Genomic DNA, 16,461 nt, shown 5'->3' with positions numbered 1-16,461 from the left:
AGGCTGGCCCGGCGGCCAGACCGCCGGGCTTAGAGTGGCGTATCCTGCGAGATTTCATCCAGTGACAGGCTGAAGCTCGGAATAAACACCTCAACGAAGTAATCCATCTCCGGTGAACGCCGAAGTGCCAGGGTCTTTTCCAGCCGCGCTTTGGCCAGTAAAAATTCGTTGTTCCCGGCAGACAACTCCTCAAGACATTTTACATATGCACAGAGCGCATCCGCCTGTTTCACAACAGCCTGCTCCTCTTCGCTGTGCAGATGCTCATCGATCAGCGGGCGATAGATCGCCTGAAACTCTTCAGGCAGCATCTCAATCAGCTTCTGCTGAGCAATCTTCTCGATTTTCTTATATTCGTGGGCGATCTGCGCGTTGTAATACTTTACCGGGGTCGGTAAATCGCCGGTGAGCACTTCGCTGGCATCGTGGTAAAGCGCCAGCATGGCAATGTGATCGGCATTAAGCGACCCGTTGAATTTAAGGTTTTTGATCACGGCCAGGGCATGCGCCACCATGGCGACCTGCAGACTGTGTTCGGAGACATTTTCGGTGCGCACATTGCGCATCAGCGGCCAGCGATTGATCAGCTTAAGACGGGAGAGATGAGCAAAGAAGTGGCTTTGTGTCATGAGCGTTCCTGTTGGCTGGCGGGGGAGAGACAGGCTCTGGCTCTCCCCAAATAGCGTCAGTATACGCGGGCCTGATTATTGACGATAGCCTTGCAGGAAGCGGCCAAATTTATTGATCGCCATCTCAAGATCATCCACACGAGGCAGCGTAACAATGCGCAGGTGATCGGGCCATGGCCAGTTAAAGGCACTGCCCTGAACCAGTAGCACCTTCTCCTGTAACAGAAAATCCAGCACCATCTTCTGATCGTCGAAAATGTTGAATTGTTTGGCATCGATTTTCGGGAACATATAAAGCGCGCCCTGCGGCTTCACACAGCTGACGCCTGGGATATCATTAATCAACTCCCAGGCGCGCTGCCGCTGCTCGTAGAGACGACCACCCGGCATGATAAATTCGCTAATGCTCTGGTAGCCGCCCAGCGCCGTCTGAATCGCATGCTGCGCCGGTACGTTGGCACACAGGCGCATCGAGGCGAGCATCTCCAGTCCTTCTATATAGCCTTTAGCATGTTTCTTTGGCCCGTTCAGTACCATCCAGCCCTGACGGAAACCGGCAACGCGATAGGTTTTAGAAAGGCCATTAAAGGTAACAGTCAGCAGATCGGGTGCCAGCGCTGCGATGCAGTGATGCTGTGCATCGTCATAGAGGATCTTGTCGTAGATCTCATCGGCGAAAATAATCAGGTTATGCTGACGCGCAATTTCAACCACCTCTAACAGCAGCTCTTTGCTGTAGACCGCGCCAGTGGGGTTATTCGGGTTGATAATCACGATGCCGCGGGTACGAGGCGTTATCTTGCTGCGGATATCATCGAGGTCAGGGAACCAGCCTGCTGATTCGTCACAGAGATAGTGCACTGCTTTACCGCTGGAGAGGGAAACCGCAGCCGTCCATAACGGATAGTCGGGGGCCGGCACCAGCATTTCGTCGCCGCTGTTCAGTAACGCCTGCATCGCCTGCACGATGAGTTCTGAAACACCGTTGCCAATGTAGATATCTTCTACGGTGACATCGCGCATGTCGCGCGCCTGGTAGTGCTGCATGATCGCTTTACGGGCGGAATAGAGACCCTTGGAGTCACAATAGCCCTGAGAGCTGGGAAGGTTATGAATAACATCGACCAGTATCTCATCCGGTGCTTCAAAACCAAACGGCGCCGGATTGCCAATGTTCAGCTTCAGAACTTTGTTACCTTCTTCTTCGAGGCGCTTAGCCTCTTTCAGTACCGGGCCACGGATGTCATAGCAGACGTTATCGAGTTTTCCGGATTTATCAATTTGAAAAGTCATTGTTACCGCCTTAATGGGCAGAATCCTTTTGGCTGCCACAGAAATCCAACCAGCACAATGTACTCTCCTGACAGTCACAAAAGAAGGGTGCCGCCCCGTTTTGGCGGGTTCAACAACTTTTTGCCCGGTGCGCAGCGTAAAAAATATTTGTTGTCGCGTAAACTGGTTAATAAAACCATAAATTGGCATTAATGCAGGATTTTAACTTGTCCAAAGCGCTGCTGAACCGACATATGGCTTTAGCATCATGAACGCTATCTGGAAGTTATTGAAATGGAACTTTTCTTTGCACCTGAAATATACACTTAGAGAAATAGTTAAAGGATATTTTATAAATGTTCAAATTGTGGACGATTTTATAACGTGCCTGAAGATTACGCCTTAACGCTGCTTAAGAGTGGCGTGTTTAAGGCCTTGTGTTCGCCGGAAAAGTGCCAAAAGCAGAGCTTCATATGGCACCTTTATTGCAGGATTGTGAGCCGTACTTAACACTTCCTCACTAAATTTCAGAACGCTGAAGGCTTAAAAAGTGATCAATAATGTGGCATAAGGGTCTGGAAATGCCTTTAGCACAAAATTTACAGCGCTTTTCACAAAATCATTTCCATTTTGAAGTCAAAAATGATTAAGTATAATTTATTATTTAGTGCACTTTGCCGCTTCGCTTTGATAGCCCGTAAAGTGCGCTTTCTATCCCACACGATTCTTTCTGGTGGGAATAAGACAACTACGCAGCTTCCTGCATTTGCGCACCCAGCGCCATCGGTTCAGAAGTTGTATCTGTCTTGAATAGCACTATGACCCTTCAGAGGAGTCAACAGTGCAGGATCCACATAAACTTTTTTTGTGTCAGTCTTCACACAGGACTGTCATTGAGCACCATTACTGCTTATCACTTTGATAAGCTTGTGATAACACCAGGGTAGTAGTTCGTAAAAATCTTATAAGTGAAGAAAAAACATGACTAATGCAAATCGTCCGATACTGAATCTCGACCTCGATCTGCTGAGAACCTTCGTTGCCGTTGCGGATTTGAATACCTTTGCAGCTGCTGCTGCAGCGGTCTGCAGAACCCAGTCAGCAGTCAGTCAGCAGATGCAGCGTCTGGAACAATTGGTAGGTAAAGAGCTGTTTGCCAGACATGGACGTAATAAGCTTCTGACAGAGCACGGTATCCAGCTTTTAGGCTATGCGAGAAAAATTCTTCGTTTTAACGACGAAGCCTGCACATCTCTGATGTACAGCAACATTCAGGGCGTGCTGACTATTGGCGCCTCTGATGACACCTCTGACACTATTCTGCCGTTCCTGCTAAACCGGGTGACCTCGGTTTATCCGAAACTGGCAATCGATGTGCGGGTTAAACGTAATCCGTTTATGATGGAAATGCTCAATCAGGGTGAAGTGGACCTGGTTGTGACCACTTCCAGCCCGGGCAATTTTACCTATCAGGTACTGCGTACTTCACCTACCTTGTGGTACTGCGCAGCGGATTATATCTTCCAGCGTGGCGAAGCCATTCCATTGGTGTTGCTGGATGAGCCAAGTCCTTATCGTGATATGGCAATCGATCATCTCAACGAAGCGGGCATCCCGTGGCGTATCTCTTATGTCGCTTCCACACTGGCTGCAGTACGCGCTGCGGTGAAAGCGGGACTGGGCGTGACGGCACGTCCGGTCGAGATGATGAGCCCGGAACTGCGTGTTATGGGTGCAGCTGAAGGACTGCCGGTACTGCCGGATACGCAATATCTGCTGTGCCGTAATCCAGACAGCGATAATGAACTGGCGCTGGCTATCTTCAATGCCATGCAGTCCACCAATGATCCTTATAACCTGAGCAATAATCCCGACGGTTCACTGTTGCTGGATGATGAAGAGTAATTTCGCTAACGTGTTGTACTCAATACCTGCGTGATTGCCTTAATAAACGCTTATAAATAAGCCTCTCCTTCCCTGAAAAGAACGAGAGGCTTTTTTGTGTCTGACCCCCGCCCGATGCTCCTTACTGACTCATCTGCCTCTCCTGACCCGACTAAAAAAATTTCACCATCTACTGAATTGAAATTTCCAGACCAAAAAACCGAATGCTTTGTTCCGAATCACCGTTTCAGGTGGGGAAAATTAACGCATAAAGGGCAAAAGTGTGTTCTGGATCAAAAAAATAGCCCTGGAAAGGGGAGGGAAAATTCAGTGATACCTGTCAAAATATGTTTGTTAAATGCACGATCCATGCATGTGAATACCCGCTACACTAAAATTAACCCTACAGACTGAAGCGATTTAGCTGGAAAGCGGGGCATCATTTGTTAATAATATGATGCAGGTGTGAAATAATGTTTGGATACTTTTGTCAAAGTTGACAAAAGGTTATAGAAAGGAGTAAAAAACCCCATAAAATAGCTGCTTATTACGTAATAACAGCGACATTTGAAAGGTTTTTATCCTTCCCTTGAATCGATGTGGTCAGTTTGCTGCGGGAAACGCGTGCAGGATGCCAGCGCCACTTTTGATGAGTAAGCAATGAGTATGTCAACTACCACCGAAATCATCGCTCAGCACTGGGCGTTTATCGTATTTATCGTTATTGCCTTTGGCCTGTGTGCTTTCATGCTGACCGGAGGATGGTTGCTTGGCGGCAGAGCGCGCGCCCGCTACAAAGACACGCCATTCGAATCGGGCATTGAATCCGTTGGTGATACCCATATCCGCCTGTCGGCGAAATTTTATCTGGTTGCGATGTTTTTCGTCATCTTCGACGTCGAAGCCCTCTTTTTATACGCATGGGCGACTTCAATCCGTGAAAGCGGTTGGATCGGCTTTGTGGAAGCCGCAATTTTCATTTTGGTGCTCCTGGCGGGTCTGGTCTATCTGGTACGCATTGGCGCACTGGACTGGGCTCCAGCTCGCCGTCGCGTGGTGGTAAAAACCACTACGGTCAGCCACACCAATCCTCATAAGCAGTAAAAGAGAGGCAATAAGATGGACTATACGCTCACCCGCATAGACCCGAACGGTGGTGAGAACGACCGTTATCCTCTGCAAAAGCAGGAAATCGTCAGCGATCCGCTGGAGCAGCACGTTCATCGCAGCGTTTATATGGGCAAGCTCGAAAGTGCCCTGCATGACATGGTGAACTGGGGGCGTAAAAACTCCCTCTGGCCTTATAACTTTGGCCTGTCCTGTTGTTACGTTGAGATGACAACATCGTTCACCGCGGTCCACGACGTGGCACGTTTTGGCGCCGAAGTTATGCGCGCTTCGCCACGTCAGGCCGATTTCATGGTCATTGCCGGTACGCCGTTCACCAAAATGGCCCCGGTTATTCAGCGTTTGTACGATCAGATGCTGGAACCAAAATGGGTGATTTCCATGGGTGCCTGCGCCAACTCTGGCGGCATGTATGACATCTATTCCGTGGTGCAGGGTGTCGATAAATTCCTGCCGGTCGATGTTTATATTCCTGGCTGTCCGCCACGTCCTGAAGCGTATATGCAGGCACTGCTGCTGTTGCAGGAGTCGATCGGCAAAGAGCGCCGTCCGCTCTCATGGGTGGTTGGCGATCAGGGCGTTTATCGCGCCAACATGCCATCTGAGCGTGAAAGAAAACGCGGCGAGCGCATCGCAGTCACAAACCTGCGCAGCCCGGACGAAGTTTAAAACCGTATGGATGGAAAACAGCGCCTGCAGCAGAACATCACAATTTAATGCATGGCCCCATCCTGACGCCTTCATTTGAGTGCCTGAGACCAGGCCGGAATGGTGAGTAACGTATGACAGATTTGACCACGCAAGATCTCGCTCAGCCTTCATGGCAAACCCGTGATCACCTTGATGACCCGGTGATCGGCGAGTTGCGTAACCGTTTTGGGCCGGATGCCTTCACTGTTCAGCCAACCCGTACCGGTATTCCGGTGGTGTGGGTGAAGCGTGAACAGATACTGGAAATTATCGAGTTCCTGCGTAAATTACCCAAGCCTTACGTCATGCTATATGACCTGCATGGCGTGGATGAGCGTTTACGTACCCACCGTGCAGGCCTGCCTGCGGCGGATTTTTCCGTTTTCTACCACCTGCTGTCGATTGAACGCAACCGCGACATCATGCTCAAGGTGGCACTCTCTGAAAACGATATGCATCTGCCGACCATCACCCGCCTTTTCCCGAATGCCAACTGGTATGAGCGTGAAACCTGGGAGATGTTTGGTATCACCTTTGATGGTCACCCGCATCTGACGCGCATCATGATGCCGTCGACCTGGGAAGGCCATCCGCTGCGTAAAGATTACCCGGCGCGCGCCACCGAATTCGATCCGTTTACGCTGACCAAACAGAAAGAAGATCTGGAGATGGAAGCGCTGACCTTTAAGCCTGAAGACTGGGGCATGAAGCGCAGCACCACCAACGAAGACTTCATGTTCCTGAACCTCGGGCCTAACCACCCGTCGGCGCACGGGGCATTCCGCATCATTCTGCAGCTGGATGGTGAAGAGATTGTCGACTGCGTGCCTGACATCGGCTATCACCATCGTGGTGCCGAAAAGATGGGCGAGCGTCAGTCGTGGCACAGCTACATTCCTTACACTGACCGCATCGAGTACCTCGGCGGCTGCGTAAACGAAATGCCGTACGTACTGGCGGTGGAGAAACTGGCCGGTATCGTGGTGCCCGATCGCGTTAATGTGATCCGCGTGATGCTCTCTGAGCTGTTCCGCATCAACAGCCACCTGCTCTATATCTCCACCTTTATTCAGGACGTCGGGGCCATGACGCCGGTGTTCTTTGCCTTTACCGACCGTCAGAAAATCTATGACGTGGTTGAGGCGATTACCGGTTTCCGTATGCACCCGGCGTGGTTCCGCATCGGTGGCGTCGCGCATGACCTGCCGCGAGGCTGGGAACGTCTGCTGCGTGACTTCCTCGACTGGATGCCAAAACGTCTTAAAGAGTATGACAAAGCGGCACTGCGCAACAGCGTACTGATTGGCCGTTCCAAAGGCGTTGCCGCTTACAATATGGAAGAGGCGCTGGCATGGGGCACTACCGGTGCCGGTCTGCGTGCTACCGGTCTCGACTTTGACGTACGTAAATGGCGTCCCTACTCCGGCTACGAAAACTTCGATTTTGAAATCCCGGTCGGCGACGGCATCAGCGATGCTTACAGCCGCGTCATGCTGAAAATGGAAGAGATGTGGCAGTCGCTGCGCATTCTTGAGCAGTGTCTCAACAATATGCCAGAGGGTCCGTTTAAAGCGGATCATCCGCTGACCACGCCGCCACCGAAAGAGCGCACGTTGCAGCATATTGAAACGCTGATCACGCACTTCCTGCAGGTTTCGTGGGGGCCGGTGATGCCAGCCAATGAGTCGTTCCAGATGATTGAAGCGACGAAAGGGATCAACAGCTACTACCTGACCAGCGATGGCAGCACCATGAGCTACCGCACCCGCGTGCGTACGCCGAGCTTCCCGCATCTGCAGCAGATTCCTTCAGTAATCCGTGGCAGCCTGGTATCCGACCTGATCGTATATCTGGGTAGTATCGATTTTGTTATGTCAGACGTGGACCGCTAATTATGCACGATCAACACATTGCCATTAAAACGATCGACCCTAACGAGGTCTTCGTGCTGAGCGCGGAAGAGCATCACGCCATTGAGCACGAAAAACACCACTATGAAGATGCGCGTGCAGCCTCGATTGAAGCGCTGAAGATCGTGCAGAAACAGCGCGGATGGGTGCCGGACGGCGCCATCAATGCGATTGCCGAGGTTCTGGGTATCCCGGCGAGTGATGTTGAAGGTGTGGCGACATTTTACAGCCAGATCTTCCGTCAGCCGGTTGGCCGTCATGTGATCCGTTACTGTGACAGCGTGGTCTGTCATATCACCGGTTATCAGGGCATCCAGTCAGCACTGGAACAGCAACTGAATATCAAACCGGGTCAGACCACTGCCGATGGACGCTTTACACTGCTGCCAACCTGCTGTCTGGGTAACTGCGATAAGGGGCCAACGATGATGGTGGATGAAGACACGCATGTGCATCTGACGCCGGAAGGCATCCCTGGTTTGCTGGAGCAGTATCAATGACAATTAAACAGATCATTCGCACTGCAGAAACCCATCCGCTGACCTGGCGGATGCGTGACGACAAGCAACCTGTCTGGCTTGACGAATATCGCAGTAAAAACGGCTATGCCGGTGCGGAAAAAGCGCTGAAAAGCATGTCGCAGGATGAAATCGTTGCGGCAGTCAAAGATTCAGGCCTGAAAGGGCGCGGCGGTGCGGGCTTCTCCACCGGGCTGAAGTGGAGCCTGATGCCGAAAGATGAGTCGATGAACATCCGTTACCTGCTGTGTAACGCCGATGAGATGGAGCCGGGCACCTATAAAGACCGCCTGCTGATGGAGCAGATGCCTCACCAGCTGGTGGAAGGAATGCTGATCAGCGCCTTTGCGCTGAAGGCTTACCGTGGCTATATCTTCTTACGTGGCGAATACATTGAAGCCGCGGTGCATCTGCGTCGTGCGATTGCTGAAGCGACGGAAGCGGGCTATATCGGTAAAAATATTCTCGGTACCGGCTTTGACTTTGAGTTGATTGTCCACACCGGCGCAGGTCGTTATATCTGCGGCGAAGAGACGGCACTGATTAACTCACTGGAAGGCCGTCGTGCTAATCCGCGTTCGAAACCGCCATTCCCGGCGAGTGCGGGCGCGTGGGGCAAACCGACCTGCGTGAACAACGTGGAAACCCTCTCCAACGTTCCGGCGATTCTGGCCAACGGTGTGGAGTGGTACAAAAACATCTCTAAAAGCGAAGATGCCGGTACCAAAATGATGGGCTTCTCCGGACGGGTTAAAAATCCCGGCGTCTGGGAGCTACCATTTGGTATCACCGCACGTGAAATCCTTGAAGATTATGCGGGCGGCATGCGTGACGGACTGAAGTTCAAAGCCTGGCAGCCCGGCGGGGCAGGGACTGACTTCCTGACCGACCAGCACCTGGATCTGCCCATGGAGTTTGCCAGCATCGGCAAAGCGGGCAGCCGTCTGGGTACGGCGCTGGCGATGGCGGTCGATCACGAGATCAACATGGTCTCGCTGGTGCGTAACCTGGAAGAGTTCTTTGCCCGCGAGTCGTGCGGCTGGTGTACACCGTGTCGCGATGGCCTGCCGTGGAGCGTAAAAATTCTGCGTGCGCTGGAGCAGAAGCAGGGTCAGCCAGGCGATATCGAAACCTTACTGCAACTCTGCCGTCAGCTTGGCCCGGGTAAAACCTTCTGTGCGCATGCGCCGGGTGCGGTTGAGCCACTGCAGAGTGCGATTAAATATTTCCGTGAAGAGTTTGAAGCCGGCATGGCACCGCAGGTGTTTGGCAATACCCGCGCCATTGGCGGGATCCAGCCAAACCTGCTGAAAGCGCGCTGGTAATTCGCCGAAGAACACGGAACAGGCCTGGTGCCGCCGCCCCGACAATGTCGTGCGTCGGGGCAAGAATATGATTAACGCTCGTCTCTGACGAGCCTTACGGAAGCATGTCACTATGGCTACAATTCATGTAGACGGTAAAGAGTATGATGTGAACGGAGCGGACAACCTGCTACAGGCATGTCTCTCTCTGGGCCTTGATATTCCTTACTTTTGCTGGCATCCGGCGCTGGGAAGCGTTGGGGCCTGCCGCCAGTGTGCGGTAAAGCAATTCCAGAATGCCGAAGATACCCGCGGCCGTCTTGTCATGTCCTGCATGACGCCGGCCTCTGACGGCACATTCATCTCCATCGATGATGGCGAAGCAAAAGAGTTCCGCGAAAGCGTGGTGGAGTGGCTGATGACCAACCACCCGCACGACTGTCCGGTGTGTGAAGAGGGCGGTAACTGTCACCTGCAGGATATGACAGTAATGACCGGCCACAGCTTCCGCCGCTATCGCTTCACCAAACGTACCCACCGTAATCAGGATCTCGGCCCGTTCATCTCCCATGAGATGAACCGCTGTATCGCCTGTTACCGCTGCGTGCGTTACTACAAAGATTATGCCGATGGCAAGGATCTGGGTGTCTACGGCGCACACGACAACGTCTACTTCGGTCGTCCGGAAGATGGCACGCTGGAGAGCGAATTCTCCGGTAACCTGGTTGAAATCTGCCCGACCGGCGTCTTCACCGATAAAACGCACTCCGAACGCTATAACCGTAAATGGGATATGCAGTTTGCGCCGAGCATCTGCCAGCAGTGCAGTGTGGGCTGTAACACCAGCCCGGGTGAGCGTTATGGTGAGTTACGCCGTATCGAAAACCGTTATAACGGCACCGTAAACCACTATTTCCTGTGTGACCGTGGCCGCTTTGGCTATGGCTACGTGAACCGTAAAGATCGCCCACGCCAGCCGATGCTGCTGCGCGGCAACGACTGGGTGACGCTGAACGCAGAGCAGGCGGTCAATGCCGGTGCAGATTTGCTGCGTCAGGCGAAAAAAGTGATCGGTATCGGCTCGCCGCGCGCCAGCATCGAAAGTAACTTCGCGCTGCGTGAACTGGTCGGTGCAGAGAACTTCTCTACCGGCATGCCAGCGGACGAGCAGGCCCGGCTTGAACTGATGCTGAAAATCCTGCGTGAGGGCGGTATCTATACGCCATCGCTGCGTGAAATTGAAAGCTACGATGCGGTGCTGGTGCTGGGCGAAGATCTGACCCAAGTGGGCGCACGCGTGGCGCTGTCAGTGCGTCAGGCCGTGAAAGGCAAAGCGCGCGACATGGCTGCCGCTCAGAAAGTGGCAGACTGGCAGATCGCCGCGATCCTGAACATCGGTCAGAATGCGAAACATCCGCTGTTTATCACCAACGTCGATGAAACCCGTCTGGATGATATCGCGGCATGGAGCTATCGCGCACCGGTTGAAGATCAGGCGCGTCTCGGTTTCGCTATCGCCAGTGCGCTGGATGAAACCGCCCCGGCGGTGACCGATTTCGACAGCAAACTGAACGGCAAGATGGATGTCATCGTGCAGGCGCTGGCCGGCGCGAAAAAACCGTTAATTATTTCCGGGACCCATTCCGGCAGCAGCGCGATGATCGAAGCGGCTGCCAACGTGGCCAAAGCGCTCAAAGCGCGCGGTGCCGACGTCGGGATTACGCTGCTGGCGGGACACGCCAACAGCGTGGGTCTTGGCCTGATGGGCGGCAATCCTCTGGAAAGCGCGCTGGAGCAACTGAGCAACGGTGAAGCCGATGCGCTGGTGGTACTGGAAAATGACCTCTATCGCCATGCACCGAAAGCGCTGGTTGATGCGGCGCTGGCCCAGACCACTAACGTGATTGTGGTTGATCATCAGCGCACCGCGACGCTTGAGAAAGCGGGTCTGGTGTTATCAACCGCCAGCTTCGCCGAAAGTGATGGCACCTCGATCAACCATGAAGGCCGCGCACAGCGTTTCTTCCAGGTTTACGATCCTTCTTACTATGACAACAACGTAGTGATGCTGGAGAGCTGGCGCTGGCTGCATTCGCTGCACAGCACGCTGGAAAGCCGTCACGTCGACTGGACGCAGCTGGACCACGTGATCGATGCGGTGGTCAGTCATCTGCCACAGCTGGCCGGAATCAAGGATGCGGCACCGGATGCCAGCTTCCGTATTCGTGGACAGAAACTGTCGCGTTCACCGCACCGTGCCAGTGGCCGTACCGCGGCGCGCGCCAATATCAGCGTGCACGAACCGCGTCAGCCGCAGGATCAGGACACGATGTTCGCCTTCTCAATGGAAGGGAACAACCAGCCAGGCGCACCGCGTTCGCAGATTCCGTTTGCCTGGGCACCGGGCTGGAACTCACCGCAGGCGTGGAACAAGTTCCAGGTTGAAGTGGGCGGCAAACTGCGTAATGGCGATCCGGGTGTACGGCTGTTTGAAGCCAGCGCAGCCAGTCTGCCCTGGTTCAGCAACGTTCCGGCGGCATTCGTCAGTGAAGCGCAGTGGCGCGTGGCCCCTCTCTACCAGCTGTTTGGTAGTGAAGAGATGTCACAGCGTTCACCGGTCTTCCAGCAGCGTATGGCACCGCCTGCACTGGTGATTAACCCGGAAGATGCAGCGAAGCTGGGCGTCAACAATGGCGCGGCGGTTGAGTTCATCTGTGCCGGTGAGACAGTGCGTCTGCCGGTCCGTTTCTCGGCGTCACTGCAGGCGGGACAGATTGGTCTGCCGCTGGGCATGCCGGGCGTTCCGCCATTCCTGGCGAACGGTAAAATCGACACTCTGCAGGAGGCGGCGCAATGAGCTGGTTAACACCGGACGTTATCGACATTCTGCTGGCCATTGTTAAAGCCATCGTGATTCTGCTGGTGGTTGTGGCCTGCGGCGCGTTCATGAGCTTCGCCGAGCGTCGTCTGCTCGGCCTGTTCCAGAACCGTTACGGACCAAACCGCGTAGGCTGGGGCGGCTCGCTCCAGCTGGTAGCGGACATGATCAAAATGTTCTTTAAAGAGGACTGGGTCCCGCCGTTTACCGACCGCTTTATCTTTACCCTTGCGCCGGTTATCGCCTTTGTTTCACTGCTGCTGGCCTTTGCTATCGTGCCGGTTTCGCCAACCTGGATGGTGACAGACCTGAATATCGGTCTGCTGTTCTTCCTGATGATGGCGGGCCTTGCGGTCTATGCGGTGCTGTTTGCCGGCTGGTCGAGTAATAACAAATACTCGCTGCTGGGTGCGATGCGCGCCTCGGCGCAGACCCTGAGCTACGAAGTGTTCCTGGGTCTGTCGCTGATGGGTGTGGTGGCGCAGGCGGGCTCGTTCAATATGAACGATATCGTCAACAGCCAGACGCACCTGTGGAACATCATTCCGCAGTTCTTCGGTTTCGTGACCTTCTGTATTGCTGGCGTAGCGGTGTGTCACCGTCATCCGTTTGACCAGCCAGAAGCGGAGCAGGAACTGGCGGACGGTTATCACATCGAATATGCCGGTATGAAGTTCGGCCTGTTCTTTGTCGGCGAATATGTGGCGATCACCACCGTTTCAGCGCTGATTGTGACGCTGTTCTTTGGTGGCTGGCACGGCCCATTCCTGCCGCCGTTCATCTGGTTCGCCCTGAAAACGGCGTTCTTTATGATGATGTTCATCCTGATTCGTGCTGCGCTTCCGCGTCCGCGCTACGACCAGGTGCTGTCATTCGGCTGGAAAGTGTGTCTGCCGTTGACGCTGTTGAACCTGCTGGCGACTGCCGCAGTGATTCTCTACACAGCGCCGTAAGGGGTTAACAAATGACTTTGAAAGATATTGTCGTAGGCTTTGGCACGACAGTTCGCAGTATCTGGCTGATCGGGCTGCACGCCTTCGCCAAACGTGAAACTCAGATGTATCCGGAAGAGCCGGTTTATCTGCCACCACGCTATCGTGGCCGTATCGTATTAACCCGCGATCCGGATGGTCAGGAGCGTTGCGTCGCCTGTAACCTGTGTGCGGTTGCCTGTCCGGTTGGCTGTATCTCGCTGCAGAAAGCTGAAACCAAAGATGGCCGCTGGTACCCGGAGTTCTTCCGTATCAACTTCTCACGCTGCATCTTCTGCGGCATGTGTGAGGAAGCCTGTCCGACCACTGCGATTCAGCTGACCCCCGATTTCGAACTGGGTGAGTTTAAGCGTCAGGATCTGGTGTATGAGAAGGACGATCTGCTGATTTCGGGGCCGGGTAAATATCCGGAGTACAACTTCTACCGCATGGCAGGTATGGCGATTGACGGTAAAGATAAGGGCGAAGCAGAAAACGAAGCGAAGCCTATCGACGTCAAAGGCTTATTACCTTAAGGAGCAAGGCATGGAATTTGCGTTTTATCTTTGCGGGCTGGTGGCGGTGCTGACGACGTTGCGCGTCATTACTCACACTAATCCGGTACATGCGTTGCTGTACCTGATCGTTTCGCTGTTATCGATCGCGGGCGTCTTCTTCTCTATGGGAGCCTATTTTGCCGGTGCGCTGGAGATCATCGTCTACGCCGGTGCCATTATGGTGTTGTTCGTCTTCGTGGTCATGATGCTGAACTTAGGCAAGCAGACCGAGAAGCAGGAGCGTGAGTGGCTCAGCCCGTCACTGTGGATTGGCCCGGGTATCGTCTCGTTGCTGCTGCTGGTCGTAATGGTCTACGCCATCCTGACCGCCAACGATCAGGGCATCGATGGCACCATCATCGACGCCAAAGCGGTCGGCATCAGCCTGTTCGGTCCTTACGTACTGGCGGTTGAACTGGCCTCAATGCTGCTGCTGGCGGGTCTGGTCGTGGCCTTCCATATCGGTCGCGAGGAGCGTCAGGGCGAAGTCCTGAGTAACCGTAATGCTGACGCCGCTCAGGTGAAAAAGGAGAACGCATGATCCCGTTACAACATGGATTGATTCTTGCTGCCGTGCTGTTTGTCCTTGGACTGACGTCGCTGGTAATACGCCGCAATCTGCTGTTTATGCTGATCGGCCTTGAAATCATGATCAACGCCGCCGCCTTAGCCCTGGTGGTTGCCGGGAGCTATTGGGGTCAGGCCGATGGACAGGTGATGTATATCCTGGCGATCAGCCTGGCGGCAGCGGAAGCCAGTATTGGTCTGGCACTGCTGCTTCAGCTCTATCGTCGTCGTCAGACGCTGAACATTGATACTGTGAGCGAGATGCGCGGATGAATCTTCTCTATTTAACTGTCTTGTTTCCGCTGATCGGCTTTCTGCTGTTAGCGTTTTCGCGCGGTCGCTGGTCAGAGAACCTGTCGGCCACGATTGGTATGGGATCGGTGGGTCTGGCGGCCCTGACTACAGCGATGGTCGGTTTTGACTTCTTCGCCAACGGCCAGCAAGCCTACACGCAGGCGCTCTGGACCTGGATGCATGTCGGCAACTTCGACATGAAGGTGAACCTGACGCTGGATGGCCTGTCGCTGACCATGCTGTCTGTCGTAACCGGTGTCGGTTTCTTCATTCACATGTTCGCCTCCTGGTACATGCGTGGAGAAGAGGGCTACTCCCGCTTCTTCGCCTATACCAACCTGTTTATCGCCAGCATGGTTGTTCTGGTGCTGGCCGATAACCTGATGCTGATGTATCTGGGCTGGGAAGGGGTAGGCCTCTGCTCTTATCTGCTGATCGGTTTCTACTACAGCAATCCGGAAAACGGCAAAGCGGCGATGAAAGCGTTCATCATTACCCGCGTGGGCGACGTCTTCCTGGCATTCGGCCTGTTCATTCTCTACAACGAGCTGGGCACGCTGAACTTCCGCGAGATGATGGAGCTGGCTCCTGCGCACTTTGCCGCAGATAACCATATGCTGCAGTGGGCAACGCTGATGCTGCTGGGTGGCGCGGTCGGTAAATCGGCTCAGTTGCCGTTACAGACCTGGCTGGCAGATGCAATGGCCGGTCCGACACCGGTTTCGGCACTGATCCACGCCGCGACCATGGTGACAGCAGGTGTCTACCTGATTGCCCGTAGCCACGGTCTCTTCCTGCTGACGCCGGAAGTGCTGCATCTGGTCGGGATTATTGGTGCGATTACTCTGGTGCTGGCAGGCTTTGCCGCGCTGGTACAGACCGACATTAAACGTGTTCTCGCTTACTCCACCATGAGCCAGATTGGCTACATGTTCCTGGCGCTGGGTGTTCAGGCGTGGGATGCGGCGATTTTCCATCTGATGACGCACGCCTTCTTTAAAGCGTTGCTGTTCCTCTCTTCGGGTTCAGTGATTCTGGCCTGCCATCACGAGCAGAACATTTTCAAAATGGGCGGCCTGCGTAAGAGCATTCCGCTGGTCTACACCTGCTTCCTGGTGGGCGGCGCGGCGCTGGCGGCACTTCCGCTGATTACGGCAGGCTTCTACAGTAAAGATGAGATCCTGTTTGGCGCACTGGCTAACGGTCACATCAACCTGATGGTTGCGGGTCTGGTGGGGGCGTTCCTGACCTCTATCTATACCTTCCGTATGATCTTCATCGTGTTCCACGGCGAAGAGAAAATTCATGCGCACGCCGGTAAGGGTATTACCCATCATCTGCCGCTGATTGTGCTGCTGCTGCTCTCCACCTTTATTGGTGCGCTGATCACGCCGCCGCTGGCAGGTGTACTGCCAGCCAATGAGTTCGGTGAAGCGGGCAAAGTGGGACTTGAAATCACCTCGGGCGTTGTAGCGATTGTCGGCATTCTGATCGCTGCCGCGCTGTGGCTGGGCAAACGTGAGCTGGTTACCCGTATCGCAAACAGTGCACCAGGCCGTTTCTTCGGCACCTGGTGGTTTGCGGCCTGGGGCTTCGACTGGCTCTACGATAAAGTGTTCGTCAAACCTTATCTGGGTATTGCGTGGCTGCTGAAGCGCGACCCACTGAATGGCCTGATGAACCTGCCTGCGCTGCTGTCACGTATTGCCAACAAAGGCCTGGTAGTCAGTGAGAATGGCTACCTGCGCTGGTACGTTGCGTCAATGAGCGTGGGCGCCGTGCTGGTGCTGGCTCTGCTTCTGGTGATTTAAAGATTGATGAGCGGGGCAGGTTAGCTAATCTGCCCATTGAGAATGTCA

At 54.1% G+C, this 16,461-nt stretch carries 14 protein-coding genes; 12 read left to right on the top strand and 2 right to left on the bottom strand.

The features are described from left to right. Positions 1 to 29: 29 nt before the first annotated feature. Together yfbR and HFD94_RS14080 are read right to left on the bottom strand one after the other, a co-directional pair. Positions 30 to 629 carry a 5'-deoxynucleotidase gene (yfbR, locus tag HFD94_RS14085; protein ID WP_010258048.1) on the bottom strand — a complete coding sequence of 200 codons (600 nt, stop codon included), beginning with the start codon at positions 627 to 629 and terminating at the stop codon, positions 30 to 32. Positions 630 to 704: 75 nt separating this feature from the next. Beyond that, on the bottom strand, positions 705 to 1,922 hold the full coding sequence (locus tag HFD94_RS14080) for a pyridoxal phosphate-dependent aminotransferase (RefSeq protein WP_167433230.1): 1,218 nt from the start codon (positions 1,920 to 1,922) through the stop codon (positions 705 to 707). A gap of 960 nt (positions 1,923 to 2,882) precedes the next feature. On the opposite strand from HFD94_RS14080, the gene lrhA reads away from it, so the two are divergent. The 12 genes from lrhA to nuoL all read left to right on the top strand — a co-directional run bounded on the left by lrhA (position 2,883) and on the right by nuoL (position 16,413). Next, complete coding sequence (lrhA, locus tag HFD94_RS14075; RefSeq protein ID WP_010258055.1) at positions 2,883 to 3,806, top strand: transcriptional regulator LrhA; 924 nt, start codon at positions 2,883 to 2,885, stop codon at positions 3,804 to 3,806. Positions 3,807 to 4,445: 639 nt separating this feature from the next. Then, positions 4,446 to 4,889 (top strand): NADH-quinone oxidoreductase subunit A, encoded by a 444-nt coding sequence (locus tag HFD94_RS14070; protein ID WP_010258058.1) that lies wholly within the window; start codon positions 4,446 to 4,448, stop codon positions 4,887 to 4,889. Positions 4,890 to 4,904: 15 nt separating this feature from the next. Continuing rightward, the gene (locus tag HFD94_RS14065; protein ID WP_167433229.1) at positions 4,905 to 5,582 is read left to right on the top strand and encodes an NADH-quinone oxidoreductase subunit B family protein; all 678 of its coding nucleotides are present in this window, start codon (positions 4,905 to 4,907) and stop codon (positions 5,580 to 5,582) included. 113 nt (positions 5,583 to 5,695) lie between these two features. Further along, the gene (gene nuoC / locus HFD94_RS14060; RefSeq protein WP_010258063.1) at positions 5,696 to 7,495 is read left to right on the top strand and encodes an NADH-quinone oxidoreductase subunit C/D; all 1,800 of its coding nucleotides are present in this window, start codon (positions 5,696 to 5,698) and stop codon (positions 7,493 to 7,495) included. Between the two features lie 2 nt (positions 7,496 to 7,497). Beyond that, positions 7,498 to 8,013, top strand: coding sequence for an NADH-quinone oxidoreductase subunit NuoE (nuoE, locus tag HFD94_RS14055; protein WP_010258066.1), 516 nt, complete (start codon positions 7,498 to 7,500; stop codon positions 8,011 to 8,013). A 2-nt stretch (positions 8,014 to 8,015) separates the two neighbouring features. Next, positions 8,016 to 9,356, top strand: coding sequence for an NADH-quinone oxidoreductase subunit NuoF (nuoF, locus tag HFD94_RS14050; protein ID WP_029519446.1), 1,341 nt, complete (start codon positions 8,016 to 8,018; stop codon positions 9,354 to 9,356). A gap of 112 nt (positions 9,357 to 9,468) precedes the next feature. After that, entirely contained in the window at positions 9,469 to 12,192 is a 2,724-nt protein-coding gene (nuoG, locus tag HFD94_RS14045) for an NADH-quinone oxidoreductase subunit NuoG (RefSeq protein ID WP_167433228.1), read from the top strand. After that, positions 12,189 to 13,166, top strand: a complete 978-nt coding sequence (gene nuoH, locus HFD94_RS14040; protein WP_003854240.1) for an NADH-quinone oxidoreductase subunit NuoH — start codon at positions 12,189 to 12,191, stop codon at positions 13,164 to 13,166. Before nuoG ends, nuoH begins: the two co-directional genes overlap by 4 nt. Positions 13,167 to 13,177: 11 nt before the next feature. Continuing rightward, positions 13,178 to 13,720, top strand: coding sequence for an NADH-quinone oxidoreductase subunit NuoI (gene nuoI, locus HFD94_RS14035; RefSeq protein ID WP_003854239.1), 543 nt, complete (start codon positions 13,178 to 13,180; stop codon positions 13,718 to 13,720). Positions 13,721 to 13,730: 10 nt separating this feature from the next. Next, complete coding sequence (gene nuoJ / locus HFD94_RS14030; RefSeq protein WP_010258075.1) at positions 13,731 to 14,282, top strand: NADH-quinone oxidoreductase subunit J; 552 nt, start codon at positions 13,731 to 13,733, stop codon at positions 14,280 to 14,282. Beyond that, the gene (nuoK, locus tag HFD94_RS14025; protein WP_003854236.1) at positions 14,279 to 14,581 is read left to right on the top strand and encodes an NADH-quinone oxidoreductase subunit NuoK; all 303 of its coding nucleotides are present in this window, start codon (positions 14,279 to 14,281) and stop codon (positions 14,579 to 14,581) included. The genes nuoJ and nuoK overlap by 4 nt, the downstream gene beginning before the upstream one ends. Then, a complete protein-coding gene (gene nuoL / locus HFD94_RS14020) occupies positions 14,578 to 16,413 on the top strand; it encodes an NADH-quinone oxidoreductase subunit L (protein WP_010258078.1) in 1,836 nt (611 codons plus the stop codon). The genes nuoK and nuoL overlap by 4 nt, the downstream gene beginning before the upstream one ends. The last annotated feature ends 48 nt before the right edge of the window (positions 16,414 to 16,461 follow it).

The sequence above is a fragment of the Pantoea sp. EKM20T genome (assembly GCF_011800485.1).
In the GTDB taxonomy this organism is placed as follows: domain Bacteria; phylum Pseudomonadota; class Gammaproteobacteria; order Enterobacterales; family Enterobacteriaceae; genus Pantoea; species Pantoea agglomerans.
Note: the sequence above shows the minus strand (reverse complement) of the source record. Positions and strands in the feature narration are given on the sequence as shown.

Excerpts from the sequence above, each read along its gene's own strand:
- yfbR (WP_010258048.1), bottom strand. The coding sequence starts at position 629 with ATGACACAAAGCCACTTCTTTGCTCATCTCTCCCGTCTTAAGCTGATC.
- HFD94_RS14080 (WP_167433230.1), bottom strand. The coding sequence starts at position 1,922 with ATGACTTTTCAAATTGATAAATCCGGAAAACTCGATAACGTCTGCTAT.
- lrhA (WP_010258055.1), top strand. The coding sequence starts at position 2,883 with ATGACTAATGCAAATCGTCCGATACTGAATCTCGACCTCGATCTGCTG.
- HFD94_RS14070 (WP_010258058.1), top strand. The coding sequence starts at position 4,446 with ATGAGTATGTCAACTACCACCGAAATCATCGCTCAGCACTGGGCGTTT.
- HFD94_RS14065 (WP_167433229.1), top strand. The coding sequence starts at position 4,905 with ATGGACTATACGCTCACCCGCATAGACCCGAACGGTGGTGAGAACGAC.
- nuoC (WP_010258063.1), top strand. The coding sequence starts at position 5,696 with ATGACAGATTTGACCACGCAAGATCTCGCTCAGCCTTCATGGCAAACC.
- nuoE (WP_010258066.1), top strand. The coding sequence starts at position 7,498 with ATGCACGATCAACACATTGCCATTAAAACGATCGACCCTAACGAGGTC.
- nuoG (WP_167433228.1), top strand. The coding sequence starts at position 9,469 with ATGGCTACAATTCATGTAGACGGTAAAGAGTATGATGTGAACGGAGCG.
- nuoH (WP_003854240.1), top strand. The coding sequence starts at position 12,189 with ATGAGCTGGTTAACACCGGACGTTATCGACATTCTGCTGGCCATTGTT.
- nuoI (WP_003854239.1), top strand. The coding sequence starts at position 13,178 with ATGACTTTGAAAGATATTGTCGTAGGCTTTGGCACGACAGTTCGCAGT.
- nuoJ (WP_010258075.1), top strand. The coding sequence starts at position 13,731 with ATGGAATTTGCGTTTTATCTTTGCGGGCTGGTGGCGGTGCTGACGACG.
- nuoK (WP_003854236.1), top strand. The coding sequence starts at position 14,279 with ATGATCCCGTTACAACATGGATTGATTCTTGCTGCCGTGCTGTTTGTC.
- nuoL (WP_010258078.1), top strand. The coding sequence starts at position 14,578 with ATGAATCTTCTCTATTTAACTGTCTTGTTTCCGCTGATCGGCTTTCTG.